Here is an 18,748-nt window from a genome sequence, read left to right as displayed (position 1 = left end):
CCGGGTCGTTAAGAGATAGACGGGCACCAGAGAGTCGAAAGAGCAAGGACCGGGTCATCCGTTGATTCATTTCGAAAACGTTGGTCTGCGCTATGGGATGGGTCCGGAGATCCTGCGGGATATGACCTTCGACATCCCCAAGCGCTCGTTCCAGTTCCTCACGGGCCCGTCGGGCGCTGGGAAGACCACCCTCCTGCGCCTGCTGTTCATGTCGCTGCACCCGACCCGCGGCATCATCCACATGTTCGGCCGCGACCTGTCCCAGATCCCGCGCGCCGAACTGCCGATGCTGCGCCGGCGGGTGGGCATCGTCTTCCAGGATTTCCGCCTCCTCGACCACCTGACGACCTACGAGAACGTCGCGTTGCCGCTTCGCGTGCGCGGCAAGGAGGAAAGCTCCTACCGCAACGACGTGATCGAGCTCCTGAAATGGGTCGGGCTCGGCGAGCGCATCAACGTCCTGCCGGCGGTTCTTTCTGGCGGCGAGAAGCAGCGCGCCGCGATTGCCCGCGCGCTGATGGACCAGCCGGAAATCCTGCTCGCCGACGAACCGACCGGCAATGTCGACCCGCCGATGGCGCGCCGGCTGCTCAATCTCTTCCTCGAACTCAACCGGCTCGGCACCGCCGTCGTCATCGCCACCCACGATCTGGCGCTAATGGACCAGGTGGATGCCAGGCGGATGATCCTCACCGAAGGGCGGCTCGACATCTATGAATGAGCTGAGCCGCCCGAAAGCGACGAAGAGCGCCCAATCGAAGAAGCCCGCGAATGAGCAGCAGGCTCCGCCGCCCGGCCAGAAGCAGGCGCGCCGCGTCGAGATGCGGGTACGGCCGACCGCGCCGATCCTGCCGCCTTCCAACATACAGGGCAATGCGCTGATGGTGGTGATCGCCATCATGGCCTTCCTCGCCTGCCTGACGCTCGGCGCGGTCAGCATGGTGAGGGCGACGGCATCGAGCTGGCAGAGCCAGATTTCCCGCGAGATCACCATCCAGATCAAGCCCGACGACGGGCTCGACATGAATGCGGCTCTGAAAAAAGCCCGCGACCTGGCACTTACCTTCGTCGGCACCCGCGAGGGCACGATCATGGACGAGAGCGCCACGGCACGACTTCTGGAGCCGTGGCTCGGCACCGGATTGAACCTCGAAGACCTGCCCGTGCCGCGCCTGGTCATCGTCACCATCGACGAACAGAACCCGCCCGATTTCGCCGGAATGCGCGATCTCCTGAAGACGGAAATCCCCCAGGCCTTCCTCGACGACCACCGCACCTGGGTGGACCGCTTGGTATCGATGGCGCACACCACGGTTCTGATCGGCATGGGCGTCCTGGTTCTCGTCTTCACGGCGATGATCCTGACGGTGATCTTCGCCACGCGGGGCGCTCTCTCCGGCAATCGCCATATCGTCGAGGTGCTGCATTTCGTCGGCGCCGAAGGCTCGTTCGTGGCCGGCGAGTTCCAGAAGCATTTCCTGAAGATCAGCATCAAGGGCTCGGCCGCCGGCGGTGCGCTCGCGGCCGTGATGTTCGCGATTGCCAACATGTGGCAGGCCAACTCGCTGGCGACGCCGGAAAGCGACCAGGCAACCGCGCTCTTCGGCTCCTTCACGATCGGCATCGGAGGTTATCTCGGCATCTTTGCCACGATGATCGTGATCGCGTTGCTGACGACGCTGACTGCCAGGTTCACAGTGATGCGCACGATCGACGAAATCGACCTGATCCGTTCCGATCCCGCACGATCCGACGGATTGTCAGCTTCTTGAATCGGGCCCCGTCCCTCTGTAGGTTGGCCCTGTTCTCGCCACGAATCTCCGGCTATGGACAGTCATGACACCGGCCCCGACCACACCCGACAATGGAACGGAGCGCCACCCGCGGCGGTGGTTCGGTGGAGTGTTTTCGCGCAATAGCCGGCTGCGATGGGCCGCGCGCCGCATCATCATGGCCAGCGTGCTCGGATTGGCGCTGCTTTTCGGCGGATTTTTATGGTTCGCGAACGCCGTCACGTCGCTGAAGGCGCCTGATGGCGTCAAGGCGGATGCGATCGTCGTCCTGACCGGCGGTTATCTGCGGATAGAGCAGGCGCTCGGGCTTCTGCGGGACGGAGCCGGCCAGCGGCTGCTGATCTCGGGCGCGCATCCGTCCACCAGCCCGACCCAGATCCGCAAGGTCACACAGGCCTCGCCCGACCTTTTCGCCTGCTGCGTCGATATCGGCTACGACGCCATCGACACGATCGGCAATGCCAACGAGATCACCCGCTGGATCCACGACCACCACTACAAGTCCGTGCTGGTCGTTACCAACAACTACCACATGCTGCGCAGCCTGCACGAACTGCGCCGCGCCGACCCGGTGACGGTGTTCATCCCCTATCCCGTCATCAATTCCGACCTGACCCGGAAAGCCTGGTTCGCAGAGCCGGACGTCTTGCGCACCATGCTTTCCGAATACGGCAAGGTCGTGCTTGCCACCTTCCGCGACTGGTTCGGGATCGAGCGCGGCACCGGGCTGCGCAACGACGACCCGCCGAAGACCGCCTCGAAGCCGGCCAATTGATACTTTTCCTTGCCCGCAGCGCACCGGCGCTTTTTTCACGGCGCGATCTCGTGTAGGCAACGCCTGTCCAAGAGGAAGCCTTTCATGCTGCTGGTGCGTTCGGTTCTTTTCAATATCGCCTTCTACACAAACCTGATCGTCCGCATGATCGTGCTGAGCCCGGTCTATTTCCTGATGCCGCGCAAGGCGGCCTACCGGATTCCGAAAGCCTGGGCCGCGTCCTGCAACTGGCTGATGGCAAGGATCGTCGGCGCCACGTTCGAGATCGAGGGCCTGGAAAACGTTCCCGAAGGCGGCTGCATCTTCGCGCCCAAACATCAGTCCGCCTGGGACACCGTCGCTCTCCTGCCCTGGCAGCGGGATCCGGTCTATATCCTCAAGCGCGAGCTGATGTGGATCCCGCTGTTCGGCTGGTATGCCGCCAAGCAGAAGATGATCCCGGTCAACCGCGGCGCCCGCGGCAAGGTCATGGTCGACGTGATGAACCGGACGAAGGAGGAGATGGCCAACAACCGCCAGCTCATCATCTATCCGGAAGGCACGCGCCGGCCACCGGGCGCCGAGCCGCAATACCGCTACGGCATCGCCCGCATCTATCGCGACGTTCAGGTGCCGGTCGTGCCGGTCGTCGCCCATTGGGGCCTGTTCTGGGGCCGCCGCAAGCTCATCAAATATCCCGGCCACTTCAAGGTCCGCATCCTGCCGCCGATCGCGCCCGGCATGGATCCGGACGCCTTCTACGCGCATCTGGTGGAAACGCTGGAACGGGAAAGCGACAAGCTGCTGGTCGAGACCGTGGCGGCAAATCCGCACCTGCCCCTGCCGCAGTCAGCCGCGAAACGGCTTGCGGAACTGAAGGCTCAGACGGCGGCCTGAACGCCGGTGCCGGTGCTGGCGTCGGCCACCGCCGCGCCGACGGCTTCCAGCCAATGATCGCGGATGCCCATGTCCTTCAGATGCGCCAGCGTGTTGAAGAGATAGGCATCGTTCGGACCTGACTTGCCGATGGAACTGCGCACTATCGCCACCGCCTGTTCGACCTCGAGCGCGCCGGCATATTGGAGATGGCTGCGATCGACGATATAGCCGACCGCCTTCACCTGCCGCCCGTCGCCGAGCGTCACCGGCAGGACCCGTTCCAGATAGACATTGGTGACGAGTTCCCGGCGGCGCAGATAATCAAGCACGTCCGGGCGGTTCTCCTCGTCTACCCGGAAGGCGACGCCGCGGCATGAACCGCCACGGTCGAGGCCGAGGACCAGGCCCGGGTTATCCGGCGTGCCGCGATGCACGTGAGACCAGACGCAGAGGGAGCGGCGGAAGCCGAAGGCACGGGCGGGCAGTCTTTCCTCAAACGCAAAACCCGGATTCCACATCAGGGACCCGTAGCCAAACACCCAAAATTCGTCCATATCCCGCGCCACACCATTCCATCTGAAGCATCCCGCCCCAAGTTTTCAGCACCATTGGAGAACATCATGGCAGCGTCAAGCCGAACTGGCGTCAGCGGAAAATTATGGCTCCTCGCCTCCGGAGTGGTGTTGGTGATCGCCCTTTATACGGGCGGGTGGTTCTATGGCGCCTCGGTGCTGAAGGAGCGGACGCTGGCCCTGCTCGGCAGCCAGGAAAAGCGTGGCCTCTCGGCTGAATGCACGGACGCGGATTATCGCGGCTACCCGTTCCGGATCGGCCTGTTCTGCTCGAAAGTCGCGGTCGACGATCGCGGCAACGGCATTTCTGCCACGTTCGGCGCCCTGCGGTCCGCAGCCCAGGTCTACAATCCCGGCCATATCGTCTGGGAACTCGATTCCCCCGTCGAGATCCGCACCGGCCACGGGCTTTCGGTCTCGACCACCTGGGAGAATTTCCAGTCGAGCCTGACCACCCGGTTTCGCGGCGTCGAGCGCACGTCCACGGTGATCGAAAACGCCAGGACCAACATTCTGTCGTCCGCGACCGGCCAGGCCTTCAACATCAGCGCCGGCCACACGGAAATCCACCTGCGCCAGAACGGCAGCGATCTCGACGCAGCCCTGACCCTCCAGAATACCGACATGGTGATGAAGGACATGCCGCAGCTTCTGCCGCGGTTCACAGCCAATCTCGACCTGACGCTGACAGGCCGCGCCGGCATGATCGACGGCAGCGATCCGAACGGGACCGCTCTCTACGGCACCGAGGGCCAGATGCGCAGCCTTACCGCCGATCTCGGAGACGGCAAGCTGATCACCGTGTCCGGCCCCTTCTCCTTCGACGAGCGCGGTTACCTGTCTGGCAAGCTGAAGCTCCGGATCGAACAGATCGATGCCTGGCGCGACAGCCTGGCCCAGGCCTTTCCGCAGCTCGCGCCGACCTTGAAGACCGCTGCCAACATGCTGTCGGCGCTCGGCCGCGGCAAGAGCGCGTCGCTCGATCTCACCATCAACCGCGGCAAGGTGTTTGCCGGCGGCTTCATCCAGATCGGCGAAATCCCGCCGATCTGAGCAGGATCACTTCTTGACGTCCAGCGCGTGGCGGCCGAAATCCGGCGCGTCGACGTCCTGGCCCGCCTGGACGATCGAGCGGCGGATGGCGCGGGTGCGGGTGAAGAGTTCGAACAGCTTGTCGCCCTCGCCCCAGCGGATCGCCCGCTGCAGATAGGCGAGGTCTTCCGAAAACCGGGCCAGCATTTCCAGGATCGCATCCTTATTGTGCAGGCACACATCCCGCCACATGGTGGGGTCGGACGCGGCAAGGCGGGTGAAATCGCGAAAGCCGGAGGCGGAATATTTGATCACTTCCGCGTCGGTCACCGTCTCGAGATCGTCCGCCGTGCCAACGATATTGTAGGCGATGATATGCGGCAGGTGGGAGACGATCGCCAACACCTTGTCATGGTGCTGCGGATCCATCTCGTCGATGCGCGAGCCGAGCGCCGTCCAGAAGGATTTAAGCCTGTCGAGGGCCGCCTGGTCCGTATCCGGCAGCGGCGTGAAGATGCACCAGCGATCCCGGAACAGGCCGACGAAGCCGGCATCGGGGCCGGATTTTTCAGTGCCCGCCAGCGGATGGCCCGGAATGAAATGCACGCCCTGCGGCATATGCGGCGCCATCTGCGCGATGACCGACGCCTTGGTGGAGCCGACATCGGTGACGATAACACCGGGCTTCAGGCTGCCGGCGATCTGCTTGGCCACTTCCTCCGATGCGCCGACCGGCACCGAGACGATGACGAGATCGGCATCCTTCACCGCCTCGGCCGCGGATGCGACATAACGGGTGCCGAGCGCCAGCTCTTCGGCGCGTTTCAGGGTTTCGACGCTGCGGCTGGAAATCACCACCTCGCGGGCGAGCCCCAGTTCCTTGACGTCCCGGGCGATCGAGGAGCCGATCAGGCCGATGCCGATCAGCGCGATCCGTTCGAAATGCGGCGTGCTCATGCGCTTCTGCCCATAAATTCGCCGAGCGTCTCGATGACGCCGCGATTGGCCTCTTCCGAGCCGACCGTCATGCGCAACGCATTCGGGAAACCGTAGCCTTTGACGGCGCGCAGGATGTAACCGCGGCTGGTGAGGAAGGCATCGGCTTCCGGCGCCCGCTTGCCCTCGACATCCGGGAAATGGATGAGCACGAAATTGGTGACCGACGGCGTCACCTTGAGGCCGATTACTTCCAGCGCATGGGTAAGCTTGTCGAGCCAGAGCTTGTTGTGCTCGACAGCCTTTTCGACGAAGGCCTGGTCGCGGATGGCCGCGGCACCGGCAGCGATTGCCGGAGCGTTCATGTTGAACGGGCCGCGCACGCGGTTCAGCGCGTCGAGAATGCCGGCCGGGCCGTACATCCAGCCGATGCGCAGCGCCGCAAGCCCGTACACCTTAGAGAAGGTGCGGGTCATCACCACGTTCTTGTTGGAAGACACCAGTTCGAGGCCGGCTTCGTAGTCGTTCTTGCGCACATATTCCGCATAGGCGGCATCGAGCACGAGGATGACGCCCTTCGGCAGGCCGGCATGCAGCCGGCGGATATCGGCGACCGGGACATAGGTGCCGGTCGGATTGCCCGGATTGGCGATGAACACCATCTTCGTCCTGTCGGTGACGGCGGCGAGGATCGCGTCGACATCGACGGTGCAGTCCTTCTCCTTCACTTCGACCACCGTGGCACCGGCGCCCATGATCTGGATCTTGTAGACGAGGAAACCGTGCTCTGTGATGATCGCCTCGTCGCCGGCGCCGAGATAGACGTGGCAGAGCAGGCCGAGCAACTCGTCCGAGCCGTTGCCGCATATGATGTTCGCGACGTTCAGCCCATGCACCGAGGCGATCGCCTCGCGCAGCGCTATCGCCTGCCCGTCCGGATAGAGTTCGAGATTGCCGGCGGCCTGCTTGAAAGCTTCGATCGCCTTCGGGCTCGCGCCGAGCGGGGTCTCGTTGGAGGAGAGCTTGAAGACGCGCGCCACGCCCGGAGCATGTTCCTTGCCGGGCACATAGGCGGCGATATCCAGAATGCCGGGACGCGGAACGGGCTCACTCGTGACGATGCTCATCGGATCAACCTTTTCGGAAATGCCTGAAACGGCGGGTGATCTTGAGGCATTAAAGCCGAAAAAGGCCTTTGTCGAGTATGTGCTTGGGGCTCCCAGGAGAGATGCGGGCGCCGGCGATGCCCCTCATCCGCCTGCCGGCACCTTCTCCCCGTTCTGACGGGGAGAAGGGATCTGACGCACCGTTTCGTTCCCTCCTGTCCGAGGATATGAGCAAAAAAAATGAGGAGCGGGCGGCTTGCGTCCTTCTCACCGCTTGCGGGGAGAAGGTGTCGGCAGGCGGATGAGGGGCAATCCGGCGCTCACTGCGTCCGCGTCGTCGGCACGCCCTGCGGCGCCAGCACCGGCACGAAGACGCGCCGCGAGGCACGGGCGGCAACCGGCAGGCCCTGATAAAGGCGCTTCTGGGCTTCCAGCACGATCACCCCGGAAAACACCGGCCAGAAGCGCCGGCCGAGGCGCTCCAAGGCGTGGCGCAGCTTCAGCACGGCGCGGATCTTCGACGGCGGGAAGAACAGCGCCTCGGCGCTGGCGCCGGGCGTGAAATTCGTCTCGCGCAGCAGCGAGGTAAGCTGGCCGCGCGAATAGGGCCGGCCGGAACCGAACGGCGTATGCTCCATGCGTGCCCAGACGCCGCGCCGGTTCGGCACGACGATGACCAGCCGCCCGCCGGGCGCCAGCACCCGCCAGAGCTCCTTGAGGGTCTCGCGCGGGTTTTCGGCGAATTCCAGCGAATGCACCATCAGCACCCGGTCGACGGAGGAATCCGGCAGCGGCAGTTCCTCGTCGAAAACCAGAGCCGTGGAGGAGAGCTCTCCGACCGGCCAGTTCACCGCCCCCTGCCCCGCCGGCATGAAGGCGAAGGTGCGCTCCGTATCGGCGCGAAAGCGGTCGAGATAGGGCACGGCATAACCAAGACCGACCAGCCGCTCTTCCGGCAGCCTTGCCCAGAGGGAAGAGAGCGCGAAGGCGATCGACTGCTCGGCGAGATGGCCGAGGGGCGAGTGGTAGAATTCGCGGAGATCGACGATATCGGCGTGCATGCTTAATTTGGTACCAGACGGTGGTTGGACTTCAAGGGACCAGTCTCTACATTGTGACGCAAAACTCTTTCAGCAATGGGGTTATGTTATGAGACCACTGGAACTCGAAATTTTTTCATGCCGCAGCGATAATTACGGCGTTCTCGTGCACGACCCGGAAAGCGGGCTGACGGCCTCGATCGATGCGCCGGAGGAAAAGCCCATCCTCGACGCGGCCGCCCGCCGTGGCTGGAAGATAACCCACATCCTCACCACCCATCACCATGGCGACCACGTGGAAGCCAACCTGGCGCTCAAGGAAAAGTTCGGGCTTGAGATCATCGGCCCGTTCAACGAGGCGGTGGCGATCCCCGGTCTCGACAGGACCATGGCGGACGGAGACGAATTCCAGTTCGGCGAACATCTCGTGCGCGTCATAGAGACGCCCGGCCATACCGCCGGCCATATCTGCTACCATTTTCCGGACGACAAGATCCTGTTTGCGGCAGACACGCTGTTCGCGCTCGGCTGCGGCCGGCTGTTCGAACGTCCCGCCGCGGACATGTGGCACTCGCTGCAGAAGCTCGCCGTCCTGCCGGACGAGACGGCCGTCTATTTCGGTCACGAATATACGCTTTCGAACGCGAAATTCGCGCTGAGCGTCGATCCCGACAATGAGCGACTGCAGGGCCGCGCGAGGGAGATCGAAGAGCAGCGCGCCGCCGGCCGCTTCACCATTCCGACGACGGTCGGGCTGGAAAAGGAAACCAACCCCTTCCTGCGCGCCACCGATCCGGCCATCCGCCGCAACCTGTTGATGGAGAGCAAGTCCAACGAGGAAGTGTTTGCGGAAATCCGCAAGCGCAAGGACAATTTCTAAAATGACGCCGCAGGAGATCATTGCCGCGCTCGGCATGCAGCGCCATCCGGAAGGCGGCTGGTATGTCGAGACCTTTCGCGATTCAGAGGGCGGTTCACGCGGCCATTCGACGGCGATCTATTACCTGCTGGAAGCCGGCGAACGGTCCCACTGGCACCGGGTTCGCGACGCGGCGGAAATCTGGCACTTCCATGCCGGCGATCCGTTGCGCCTGCGGATTTCCGATGGCAAAACCGTCGAAGAGGTGACGCTCGGCATCGATCTTGCCAAGGGCGCGAGACCGCAGGCAGTGGTCCCCGCCGATGCCTGGCAGGCGGCGGAACCGCTCGGCCGCTTCACGCTGGTCGGCTGCACGGTGGCACCCGGCTTCGAGTTTTCGCGCTTCGAGATGGCACCGCCCGGCTGGGAGCCGTCGGCTTAGGACAAGCGCAGGCCGGCAATTGCCAGCGTGAAGACGAGTTGTGCCGCGAAATAGGTGCCCCAGACGAAGGGCTTCAGCCTGGCGATCACCGGCGCCTTGGGCTTCACCAGGAATGTCTGGATCGCCAGCGCCGTGTCGGACATCACGAACAGGGCAGCCCCCGCCGACGGCAGGATCGGCTTTACCGAGAGCGCCGAGAGCGCCATGGCGAGGAGAACGATCCCATAGACGGTGACCGGGATGGCAAGCCGCCCGGCCGGACGCCACAGCATGAAAAGCGTCATGCCCGTCATCACGACGAAGAGCCAGGCCGCCGTGTAACGCCAGGCGGAAGCGACCAGCAGGCCGGGATCTATCGACGGCCAGAACAGCGCCGCATAGGCAAGATGCGCCGCGAGGAAGGCCACGAGCCCCGAAACGAAGGCTGCCTCTCCCTCATAGGCAAGGCAGGCATCGCCGAACGCCGCGAATATCAGCGCAACGATGAACAGCGCAGGCGCGCCGGCCAGAACCGCGTAGAGCGCAAGCAGCAGAACAGGCGTGGCCTTCAGCACTGTGCGCAGATGGCCGGCGGGCCTTCTGACCCAGCGGAAATAACCGACCGCAAGCGCAATCGAGGCGGCAAGCACCGCCCATATCAACAGAACCATGTCTTCCCCCACGTCCCCGATCCATCAGGGACGCCTATTCGGCAATGGCCTCGGCAATCGGCTTCGGCCGGAACATATCCCGCGCGGCCAGCACCGCCCCACCGGTGATCAGCAGGCAGGCAATCAGAATGCGCCAGTCCGGCTCCGCAAAGCCGGAAGCGACCAGGATCAGCGTCGAAAGCAGCGGCGCCGCGTAGCTCGCCGCGCCGATGATCTGGATGTCGCCGTTCTTGACCCCATAGTCCCAGGCATAAAAGGCCGCGCCAAGCGGCAGCAGACCGAGCCCGACGACCGCCGCCCACTCGCCGCCATCGGCCGGCCAGACGGTCGTCTCAAGCGCCAGATGGCAGATCAGCGAAAGAAGCGAGGTGCCGAGGCAGAAGCCGGTGACCACATCGGTCGCAACCCGGTCGAAGCTCCGCGTCAACAGCGAATAACCCGACCAGGTGAAGGCACAGAGGAAAGCCGCGCCGTAACCCAGCAGATAGGCGTCGTCGAACGAGAGCTCCTTGCGCGAAACGATCGTGATCGTGCCGCACAGCCCGGCGATCGCGCCTAGCACATGATACCAGCGCAATCGCTCGCCCGGCAGCAGCGCGGATCCGACGACGATGAACAGCGGCCAAAGATAGGCGATCAGCCCCGCCTCGACGGCCGGCGCGTTCCGGAGCGCGGTGAAATACAGGAAATGGTAGCCGAAAAGGCCGCCAATGCCGATGATCCAGACCTTGGCCGGCTGCTTCAGTAGGACGATCCGTTGCGGCTTGAGGATGAAAAGCACGATGCCCGGCAGGCTGCCGATCGCAAACGTCATCGCATTCATCTGGAGAGGCGGCACTTTTCCGGATGCAGCCGTCATCAGGGCCAGCAGCGACCACATGAGGATCGCCGTAAAACCGATCAACGTTCCCCGGACTTTCACTCCCGCTCCCCCGAACGCTCTATGGACGCCCGGACGAGCGCCCCATCAGCCGCCGTATTTGACGGCGGTCACGTAAACCTGCCCCATCCTCGTCGGGATGACGGCATAGACCGGAGCATATACATTTACCGACTGCGCCTTGGCAAACCAGATTTCCATCGGCGTCTTGCGTAAGTATTCGATATCGCTGCGGCCGCGCCGGAAGCCGGATCTGGGAAGGTAGCGGATCGAGCAGACGATCGCCTCCCCCTTGAAGCCGTCGGTCGAAAACGGCCTAGTTCCCTTCGGCGTCAGCACCAGATCCATGCGCGACTCGCCGTCGTAAATCGGTAGCCGGCTGGGGCAGACCTTGGCATCGCCCGGGAAGATCAGGCCGCTCAACGGGTCGAGCACCGCGCGCAGGTCCTTGTCGGTCACCGGGATCCAGGTTTCCGGATTGCGGCTCGGCTCCGGTTTCACGGTCGTCTCGGTGACATTGCCGTTGCGGTATTCGACGTCGTAGACACGCGTGCGCCGGCCGGCGCTATAGACGAGGTTGTAGCGGTCGGCCTGCAGCTTGTCGGCCTGCATGCGCCCGCTGACGCTGGTTTCGGCGGAGATCCGGCTGATGATGTTGACGATCCCGGCGGACTTGAACGTTCCGCTGATCTTGTAGTCGCTGCTGTTGAATTCGCTGGCGAAAGACGCCTTGGCGATCGGCAGGATTCCGAGCGAGATATCGTATTCGCTGACATGCCGGATTTCCGCCGAGCCGAGCGGAACGGCCGTGAACCCGAAGATGAGCACGAAGGCACTGACGAAACTGCCGCGAAGGTTCATGATTCTGCCCTGACCGATGCGGACGCCGGAAAGCGTCTTCCTGGAGACATATAGACGGTGCATGATGGCAAGAAAATAGCCGCTTTACGGCACTGCGGGCGGAATCTCTTGGGCGGAAGTCAAGGTTTTGGCTTGACGCGACGAGCCCCACTGACTATAGAACCGCAACTTTCCACTCAGGACCAGTTGGATCGGCGCACCGGGCATTGTCCGGAAGTACCATCCGATTGAAGAAGAACAAAGGTGTATCCATGTCTCGTGTGTGCGAACTGACCGGCAAGGGCGTTCTGACCGGCAACAACGTAAGCCACGCCAACAACAAGACCCGCCGTCGGTTCCTGCCGAACCTGTGCCAGGTCACGTTGATCTCCGACGCTCTCGGCCAGCGTTATCGCCTGCGCGTTTCGGCGCACGCTCTGCGCTCCGTCGAACATCGTGGCGGCCTCGATGCCTTCCTGCTGAAGGCCGACGAGACCGAACTGTCGATGCGCGCCCGCCTGCTGCGCCGCCAGATCGTCAAGAAGACCGCTGAAGTCGCTGCTGCGGCCTGATCGGTCCGACGACAAATCATCCGGCTTTGAGGAAGGCTTGAACGGGTAACACCGGCCAGGCCTTTTCTCTTGGGCCTTCATAACTCCAACTGGTGGCATCACCCAGGATAAAAAAATGCTGAGCTCCCGCTATACTCTTATCTATGCCCTGCTGATGGCGGCCGTTGTCGTCGCCTCCAATTTCCTGGTGCAGTTTCCCGTCACGGGAACGCTCTGGAGCATCGCCCTTGGCGACCTCCTCACCTGGGGCGCATTCACCTATCCCGTCGCCTTCCTGATCACCGATCTGACCAACCGCCAGTTCGGCCCGTCGATCGCGCGGCGCGTCGTGCTGGTCGGCTTCGTCGTCGGCGTTGCGCTGTCCTTCTGGATTTCCGTTCCGCGCATCGCCATCGCTTCCGGCACGGCATTCCTGATCGGCCAGCTTCTCGATATCTCGGTCTTCAACGAACTGCGCCGCAAGACCTGGTGGAAGGCGCCGCTCGCGGCATCGCTGATCGGCACGGTGATCGATACGATCCTGTTCTTCTCGCTGGCCTTCGCCCCGCTCTTCGCCTTCATCGGCCCCAATGAGGACTTCGCGATCCAGTCCGCCCCGATCCTCGGCGCGTTTGCGGCGGAAGCCCCGCGCTGGATCTCCTGGGCACTCGGCGATCTCGTGGTCAAGGTCCTGGTCGGCGTCGTGCTGCTGCTGCCCTATGGCGCGCTGATGAACGTGCTGAAGCCGATGCCGCAGGTGGCGAAGGCTGCAGCCTGACTTTCAGTAAAGTCCCGGCTCGATCCGGCTTGCAAGTTGAAAGGTTGCGCGGCAGTCTGCGCCGCGTCGCAACTTTTCTGGACGGGCCACCATGCAGATTCACGAAGTCTTCGATATTCTGGAAGCCACCCGGGCAACCCTTTCAGGCTCGTCGTTTGACGACGTGAACCTGTCCGGCACACGCTTCCACAACACCAATTTGTCAGGCGCGAGTTTCAATCAGATCAATTTTGCAGGCGCGACGATCAATGACAGCAATATGTCGGGCTGGTCCATCGATGACGTCAATCTGTCCGGCCTGCGGCTGCACAACTCCAACCTTTCGGGCGCCGAGTTCGTGGGATGCAGAATGACGGGCGCCAAGATCGACGGCATACCCGTTCAGGCCCTGCTCGATGCGTACAACGCCGCGAAACAGGACTGAAGCCGGAAACCGCTACCGGTTGAGCCGGAATTCCAGCATGACGTTACGCTGCAGCAGATTGCCGTTGTCATCGGAGATGAGGATCAGATGCGGCCGGCCTTCCGGCCCCATGACGACATCCAGGCCTTCCATGTTGTCGATGGCATAACCCATGTCGGCATCGACCAGCACCTCGCCATCCACGACGGCGTCGGGGCGAATGCTCTCGCCCTTGATCAGGCGGATGCGCATGCCAAGGCCGCCGAGATAGCTGAAGCGGCGCTCCAGCAGCAGAAAATCGCCGTTGGGCAGAAAGGCGCCGTCCGTCGCGTCATAAGGATCGTGCCGCACCACCTTGAACACGCCCTTCAGCGGGCCTTCCAGGATCGCGGCGAACAGATTTCCCTGATCATCGAGGCTATGCTCGGTGACCACGATGGGCGACCCTTTGAGCGGTCCTGATTTCGGCGATACCGCCACCGTCTCCATGCCGGCGTTCATCCGGAACTCGTGGCGCGGGATTGGAAGATCGAGGCTCTTCAGCGGCGCGGACATCTCGAACCCGGGATCGGGATAGGCGTCGACACGATGCAGCTGCTCGAAGCCGATAATCGCCTGGCCGTCCCGCAGCGCCAGCCCCTCGGCATCCGAATTGTATTTCGTGCCGACCCGGCCGCCGCGGATGAGGATCGGGTTGATGGCAAGCTCGGTGAGGTTGGCAAGCCGCCCCTTGGCATCCCGCTGAATACGGCCGGTCAACCAGGAACCGGTGTCGAGCACCGACACGAAACGTTCCCCGTCGGCGCGAAAGCGGATAGCCGACAAGGACTGGAGCCTGCTGTCGGACGAGGAAAACTCGATACCGCCGAGGAATTCGAGCGGACCGAACCGGGTTTCCGCCGACCCCCGCTTGAATTCGGTGATCGCCTGCACCCGAACCGGGACATTGTCGGTCGCCGGCGCCACCGGAAAAGCGATGGCGCCAAAAAGACCGGCCCAGACGGCGAGGCGGCAGAGTCTCAAGCGGCGGACCTCAACCGGCCCGACGCATGCGGCCTGCACCCGCCGAACGGCCACCGTTTTCCGCAAACAACTCGGCAAGCTGCTCGGTCATGGCGCCGGCAAGCTCGTCCGCATCGACGATCGTCACGGCCTTGCGATAATAGCGCGTCACGTCGTGGCCGATGCCGATTGCAAGAAGCTCGACCGGCGAACGCGTCTCGATCTGCTCGATCACCGCACGCAGGTGCCGTTCGAGATAATTGCCCGGATTGACCGACAGCGTCGAATCGTCGACCGGCGCGCCATCCGAAATCATCATCAGGATCTTGCGCTGCTCGCGGCGGGCGATCAGGCGGTTATGCGCCCACATCAGCGCTTCGCCGTCGATATTTTCCTTGAGCAGGCCCTCGCGCATCATCAGGCCGAGATTGCGACGCGAGCGGCGCCAGGGCGCATCGGCAGACTTGTAGACGATGTGGCGCAGGTCGTTGAGACGGCCGGGCGTCGGCGGCTTGCCGCTCGCCAGCCACTTTTCGCGCGCCTGCCCGCCCTTCCAGGCCTTGGTGGTGAAGCCGAGGATCTCGACCTTGACGCCGCAGCGCTCCAGCGTGCGGGCGAGGATATCGGCGCAGGTGGCGGCAACCGTGATCGGCCGGCCACGCATCGAGCCGGAATTGTCGATGACGAGAGTGACCACCGTATCGCGGAACTGCGTGTCGCGCTCCTTCTTGAAGGAGAGCGGCTGCATCGGATCGATGATCAGGCGCACCAGACGAGCCGGATCGAGATAACCCTCTTCCAGGTCGAAGTCCCAGGAGCGGTTCTGCTGCGCCATCAGGCGGCGCTGCAGGCGGTTGGCAAGCCGGCCAACGGCGCCCTGGAGATGAGCGAGCTGCTTGTCGAGGAAGGCACGCAACCGGTCGAGTTCCGCTTCGTCGCAAAGCTCTTCGGCGTGGATCTCCTCGTCGAATTCCTGGGTGAAGATCCTGTAATCGACCTTCTCGTTGAAATCGTCGAACGGGCTGTTCGGGCGCCGGGTCTCGCCGGGCGTCTCGGAATGTTCGTCGCTGTCGTCAGACATGTCCTCGTCGGACATTTCCGCGCCGTCCATCTCGCCGTCATCGAGTTCCTCGTCGGAAGCATCGCTCTGTTCGGCAGGTGCCGCGTCGGAACCGGCCTCTTCCTCGACCTCGTCGTTCTCGGTCTCGTTGCTGCGCGGCTGGTCGTCCTGGTCCGGGTTCTCCATCTCCTCCGGATCGGTGTCCTCGTCGGCAAACTCCTCCGCCATCTGCATGGAGGTGAGCATGTGCCGCACCAGCTTGGCGAACGCCTGCTGGTCCTCGATCACGTTGCGAAGATTGTCGAGATCGCCGGCCGCCTTGTCCTCGATGAACGGGCGCCAGAGGTCGAGCACCTTGCCGGCGCTGGCCGGCGGCTTCTGGCCGGTCAGCTTTTCGCGCACCAGCATGGCGACCGCTTCGCCGATCGGTGCGTCTTCCTGCCGTTCGATGCCGGAAAAATTCGCCTTCGAATATTTCTCGGCCTGCATGGAATTGAGGTTGGCGGCCATGCCGGCCATACGCAATGCGCCAATCGACTCGACGCGCGCCTGCTCGACCGCGTCGAAGACGACGCGCGCATCGGCGCCCTGCGGCGACATGCTGGCATGCGTGGCCGTGTCGTGGCAGGCGAGCCTGAGCGCCATGGAATCGCCGAGCCCGCGGGTCACCGCGAGCTCGTGCGCCGTCGGCCGCTTGGAGATTTCCGGCAGGCGGATGCGTTCGCCGGCAAGGCCCGGCCGCTCGTTGGCGAACGTGACCTCGACTTCAGCGTCGCCGGCGATCGACCGCACGCAGCCGGTGATCGCCCGCCGCAACGGTTCCGTATCGACGGGACCGCCGGATTTGGCTTTCGAATTGTCTCCGCGACCTGCCATGACCTCGTCCTCTCAACTCCCTCTGGGCTTACGCTCCGAGGACGATGTTGGCGGCACTTTCCTTCAGCTCGACGCCGAAGGCGCGCTGGTACTGTTCGGCAACCAGCGTGCGTTCCAGTTCGTCGCACTTGTTGAGGAAGGTGATGCGGAAGGCGAACGCGATATCACCGAAGATCTCGGCGTTTTCCGCCCAGGTGATGACGGTACGCGGGCTCATGACGGTCGAAAGATCGCCGTTGATGAAGGCGGACCGGGTGAGGTCGGCGACACGCACCATCTTCGACACCGTCTCGCGGCCCTCGGCCGTGCGTCCGAAGGATTTCACCTTGGCGGCGACGATATCGACTTCCTTCTCATGCGGCAGGTAGTTCAGCGTCGTCACGATCGACCAGCGGTCCATCTGTGCCTGGTTGATCTGCTGCGTGCCGTGATAGAGGCCGGTCGTATCGCCGAGACCCACCGTGTTGGCGGTCGCGAAGATGCGGAATGCCGGGTGAGGACGGATGACACGGCTCTGGTCGAGCAGGGTCAGGCGGCCGGAGGATTCCAGAACGCGCTGGATGACGAACATGACGTCCGGGCGGCCGGCATCGTATTCGTCGAAGACGAGCGCGACATTGTGCTGGTAGGCCCAGGGCAGGATGCCGTCCTTGAATTCGGTGACCTGCTTGCCGTCCTTCAGCACGATCGCGTCCTTGCCGACGAGATCGATACGGCTGACATGGCTGTCGAGGTTGATGCGCACGCACGGCCAGTTGAGACGGGCGGCGACCTGCTCGATATGGGTGGACTTGCCGGTGCCGTGGAAGCCGGACACCATGACGCGTCGGTTATGAGCAAAGCCTGCGAGAATGGCGAGCGTCGTATCGCGGTCGAACAGATAGTCCGGATCGAGATCCGGAACGTAGGGGTCGCCGCTGCTATATGCCGGAACCTTAATATCGCTGTCGATGCCGAAGACTTCCCGGACCGAAACGGTGGTATCGGGAAGGTTGGAAATATCTAGATCAATCTTACTCATCGTCTCTCCAAGGCGCGAGCCGCCGCCCGGCCGTCATCCTCACTGCCATAATTTTTACGGCTTAGCAGAAACCCGCCTGCTTCAACAACTGATATGCTTGAATGACGGCACGAAAACGTTCTTCCGAACCGCGGTCGCCGCCGTTCGCATCCGGGTGGTGTTTCTTGACCAGTTCCTTGTAGCGGGTTTTGATCTCCGCCGCGGTCGCATTGGCGGCCAACTCCATCGTATCGAAGGCCTTGGCCTCCAATGTCTTCAGCTTGCGCCCCTGCGTCTGGAAGCGCGATCCGCCTGTGGCCCGCGCCTGCGAAACGAAGCCGAACGGATCCTTGAAGCGCTGCTGGGTGCCGGTGGCGCCCGCCGCTCCGGCGGCACCCGAACGGGCCGTGGAATGAAGCGGCGCATCCTTGGCGGCCTTGTTGACGCCGACAGTCCAGGTCGGCCGGTGGCCGGTGATCGCTTCCTTCTGGTATCGGGCGATCTCGCCATCCGACAGGCCGGAGAAATAATTGTAGCCCTTGTTGTATTCCCGGACGTGTTCGAAACAGAACAGAAAGAACTGGCCTTCCGCGTTGCGGCCCACGGGAGCGCGATGGACGCCGGGCTTGTCGCACCCGTCCCACTGACAGGTGGGGGCCTGCGGCGCCGCTTCCTGCTCCCTGTTCCGGCGCGTCCGGATACGGTCGAAATATTTGGAATCTAATTTCATAAGGCCCTCATTATGGGGCGACGAAGAGGGCGCGGCAAGAATTGACAAAGTCCTTTCTTACTGGTTTGTGGGATGCCCTTTTGCGTCGCAACGGAGACCGAGATGTCCGTCAAATCCCGAATCGAAATCACGCTCACCGACCATCTCCAGCCGGAACGGCTGGTCGTCATCGATGAAAGCCATCAGCACGCCGGCCATCAGCCCGACATCACCGGAACCGGCGAAACCCACATGCGGGTCCGCATCGTTTCGAAAAAATTTTCCGGAATGAGCCGGCTCGACCGGCATCGCACGGTGAATGCCCTCTTGAAACCCGAACTCGACGCCGGACTTCACGCGCTTGCGGTGGAAGCCTCGGCACCGGGCGAGCCGACCCGCTGGTAGCGGAACTTAGATAGGGACGACGGGGCCCAAGGCCAAGATCCCAGCCTCGATCGATGTCGGATGCCGCAGGAACGGCCTCAAATTTTCGCAGACAAAGTGACGGATTGCGATTGCTCCGGCGCCGAATTTGGTCATTATCCCGCCGGGCCAGCCGACATCCGCAATGGACGCGGCGGGGAAG

The 18,748-nt window shown here is 63.2% G+C and carries 22 protein-coding genes; 11 read left to right on the top strand and 11 right to left on the bottom strand.

What is annotated here, in order from left to right; translation table 11 throughout:
• Positions 1-61 precede the first annotated feature (61 nt).
• The 4 genes from ftsE to J2X76_RS23535 all read left to right on the top strand — a co-directional run bounded on the left by ftsE (position 62) and on the right by J2X76_RS23535 (position 3,444).
• Positions 62-721, top strand: a complete 660-nt coding sequence (gene ftsE, locus J2X76_RS23550) for a cell division ATP-binding protein FtsE (protein WP_007770735.1) — start codon at positions 62-64, stop codon at positions 719-721.
• Positions 722-821: 100 nt separating this feature from the next.
• Positions 822-1,772, top strand: coding sequence for an ABC transporter permease (locus J2X76_RS23545; RefSeq protein ID WP_113126154.1), 951 nt, complete (start codon positions 822-824; stop codon positions 1,770-1,772).
• 64 nt (positions 1,773-1,836) lie between these two features.
• Positions 1,837-2,568 carry a YdcF family protein gene (locus tag J2X76_RS23540; protein WP_113126139.1) on the top strand — a complete coding sequence of 244 codons (732 nt, stop codon included), beginning with the start codon at positions 1,837-1,839 and terminating at the stop codon, positions 2,566-2,568.
• Positions 2,569-2,652: 84 nt separating this feature from the next.
• Positions 2,653-3,444, top strand: coding sequence for a 1-acyl-sn-glycerol-3-phosphate acyltransferase (locus J2X76_RS23535; RefSeq protein WP_310219761.1), 792 nt, complete (start codon positions 2,653-2,655; stop codon positions 3,442-3,444).
• On the opposite strand, the gene J2X76_RS23530 is transcribed toward J2X76_RS23535, so the two are convergent.
• On the bottom strand, positions 3,429-3,980 hold the full coding sequence (locus J2X76_RS23530; RefSeq protein WP_310219760.1) for a gamma-glutamylcyclotransferase: 552 nt from the start codon (positions 3,978-3,980) through the stop codon (positions 3,429-3,431). The genes J2X76_RS23535 and J2X76_RS23530 overlap by 16 nt on opposite strands.
• A 66-nt stretch (positions 3,981-4,046) precedes the next feature.
• Between J2X76_RS23530 and J2X76_RS23525 the strand changes: the two genes are divergently transcribed.
• Positions 4,047-5,051 (top strand): DUF2125 domain-containing protein, encoded by a 1,005-nt coding sequence (locus J2X76_RS23525; RefSeq protein WP_310219757.1) that lies wholly within the window; start codon positions 4,047-4,049, stop codon positions 5,049-5,051.
• A gap of 6 nt (positions 5,052-5,057) precedes the next feature.
• Here the strand turns inward: J2X76_RS23525 and J2X76_RS23520 are convergent, their stop codons facing one another.
• The 3 genes from J2X76_RS23520 to J2X76_RS23510 all read right to left on the bottom strand — a co-directional run bounded on the left by J2X76_RS23520 (position 5,058) and on the right by J2X76_RS23510 (position 8,133).
• On the bottom strand, positions 5,058-5,987 hold the full coding sequence (locus J2X76_RS23520) for a prephenate/arogenate dehydrogenase family protein (protein WP_310219755.1): 930 nt from the start codon (positions 5,985-5,987) through the stop codon (positions 5,058-5,060).
• Positions 5,984-7,093: a histidinol-phosphate transaminase gene (hisC, locus tag J2X76_RS23515; RefSeq protein WP_310219753.1), complete on the bottom strand. Its 1,110-nt coding sequence runs from the start codon at positions 7,091-7,093 to the stop codon at positions 5,984-5,986. The genes J2X76_RS23520 and hisC overlap by 4 nt, the downstream gene beginning before the upstream one ends.
• Positions 7,094-7,392: 299 nt before the next feature.
• Positions 7,393-8,133: a class I SAM-dependent methyltransferase gene (locus J2X76_RS23510; RefSeq protein ID WP_113284285.1), complete on the bottom strand. Its 741-nt coding sequence runs from the start codon at positions 8,131-8,133 to the stop codon at positions 7,393-7,395.
• An 88-nt stretch (positions 8,134-8,221) separates the two neighbouring features.
• Between J2X76_RS23510 and gloB the strand changes: the two genes are divergently transcribed.
• The gene (gene gloB / locus J2X76_RS23505) at positions 8,222-8,992 is read left to right on the top strand and encodes a hydroxyacylglutathione hydrolase (protein ID WP_310219750.1); all 771 of its coding nucleotides are present in this window, start codon (positions 8,222-8,224) and stop codon (positions 8,990-8,992) included.
• A gap of 1 nt (position 8,993) precedes the next feature.
• Positions 8,994-9,413, top strand: coding sequence for a cupin domain-containing protein (locus J2X76_RS23500; protein ID WP_113128526.1), 420 nt, complete (start codon positions 8,994-8,996; stop codon positions 9,411-9,413).
• On the opposite strand, the gene J2X76_RS23495 is transcribed toward J2X76_RS23500, so the two are convergent.
• From J2X76_RS23495 to J2X76_RS23485, 3 genes are read right to left on the bottom strand one after another with little or no spacing between them, the layout of a single operon-like run.
• Positions 9,410-10,063 (bottom strand): lysoplasmalogenase family protein, encoded by a 654-nt coding sequence (locus tag J2X76_RS23495; RefSeq protein WP_310219749.1) that lies wholly within the window; start codon positions 10,061-10,063, stop codon positions 9,410-9,412. The two genes, J2X76_RS23500 and J2X76_RS23495, sit on opposite strands and share 4 nt — an antisense overlap.
• Positions 10,064-10,097: 34 nt before the next feature.
• Positions 10,098-10,985, bottom strand: coding sequence for an EamA family transporter (locus J2X76_RS23490; RefSeq protein ID WP_310219746.1), 888 nt, complete (start codon positions 10,983-10,985; stop codon positions 10,098-10,100).
• 45 nt (positions 10,986-11,030) lie between these two features.
• Positions 11,031-11,804, bottom strand: coding sequence for a DUF3108 domain-containing protein (locus J2X76_RS23485; RefSeq protein WP_113128599.1), 774 nt, complete (start codon positions 11,802-11,804; stop codon positions 11,031-11,033).
• 251 nt (positions 11,805-12,055) lie between these two features.
• Between J2X76_RS23485 and rpmB the strand changes: the two genes are divergently transcribed.
• The 3 genes from rpmB to J2X76_RS23470 all read left to right on the top strand — a co-directional run bounded on the left by rpmB (position 12,056) and on the right by J2X76_RS23470 (position 13,536).
• Complete coding sequence (gene rpmB, locus J2X76_RS23480) at positions 12,056-12,355, top strand: 50S ribosomal protein L28 (RefSeq protein WP_007753701.1); 300 nt, start codon at positions 12,056-12,058, stop codon at positions 12,353-12,355.
• 115 nt (positions 12,356-12,470) lie between these two features.
• Positions 12,471-13,112: a queuosine precursor transporter gene (locus J2X76_RS23475; protein ID WP_113284280.1), complete on the top strand. Its 642-nt coding sequence runs from the start codon at positions 12,471-12,473 to the stop codon at positions 13,110-13,112.
• Positions 13,113-13,203: 91 nt separating this feature from the next.
• On the top strand, positions 13,204-13,536 hold the full coding sequence (locus tag J2X76_RS23470) for a pentapeptide repeat-containing protein (protein ID WP_310219744.1): 333 nt from the start codon (positions 13,204-13,206) through the stop codon (positions 13,534-13,536).
• 12 nt (positions 13,537-13,548) lie between these two features.
• On the opposite strand, the gene J2X76_RS23465 is transcribed toward J2X76_RS23470, so the two are convergent.
• The 4 genes from J2X76_RS23465 to J2X76_RS23450 all read right to left on the bottom strand — a co-directional run bounded on the left by J2X76_RS23465 (position 13,549) and on the right by J2X76_RS23450 (position 18,183).
• Positions 13,549-14,538, bottom strand: coding sequence for an esterase-like activity of phytase family protein (locus J2X76_RS23465; RefSeq protein WP_310219743.1), 990 nt, complete (start codon positions 14,536-14,538; stop codon positions 13,549-13,551).
• Between the two features lie 10 nt (positions 14,539-14,548).
• A complete protein-coding gene (gene cobT, locus J2X76_RS23460) occupies positions 14,549-16,453 on the bottom strand; it encodes a cobaltochelatase subunit CobT (protein WP_310219742.1) in 1,905 nt (634 codons plus the stop codon).
• A gap of 28 nt (positions 16,454-16,481) precedes the next feature.
• Positions 16,482-17,474, bottom strand: a complete 993-nt coding sequence (gene cobS, locus J2X76_RS23455) for a cobaltochelatase subunit CobS (protein ID WP_113284278.1) — start codon at positions 17,472-17,474, stop codon at positions 16,482-16,484.
• Between the two features lie 61 nt (positions 17,475-17,535).
• Entirely contained in the window at positions 17,536-18,183 is a 648-nt protein-coding gene (locus J2X76_RS23450) for a DnaJ domain-containing protein (protein WP_113128533.1), read from the bottom strand.
• Positions 18,184-18,285: 102 nt separating this feature from the next.
• Between J2X76_RS23450 and J2X76_RS23445 the strand changes: the two genes are divergently transcribed.
• A complete protein-coding gene (locus tag J2X76_RS23445; RefSeq protein ID WP_310219740.1) occupies positions 18,286-18,567 on the top strand; it encodes a BolA family protein in 282 nt (93 codons plus the stop codon).
• The last annotated feature ends 181 nt before the right edge of the window (positions 18,568-18,748 follow it).

Source organism: Neorhizobium sp. 2083, from assembly GCF_031455615.1.
Lineage (GTDB): Bacteria > Pseudomonadota > Alphaproteobacteria > Rhizobiales > Rhizobiaceae > Neorhizobium.
Note: the sequence above shows the minus strand (reverse complement) of the source record. Positions and strands in the feature narration are given on the sequence as shown.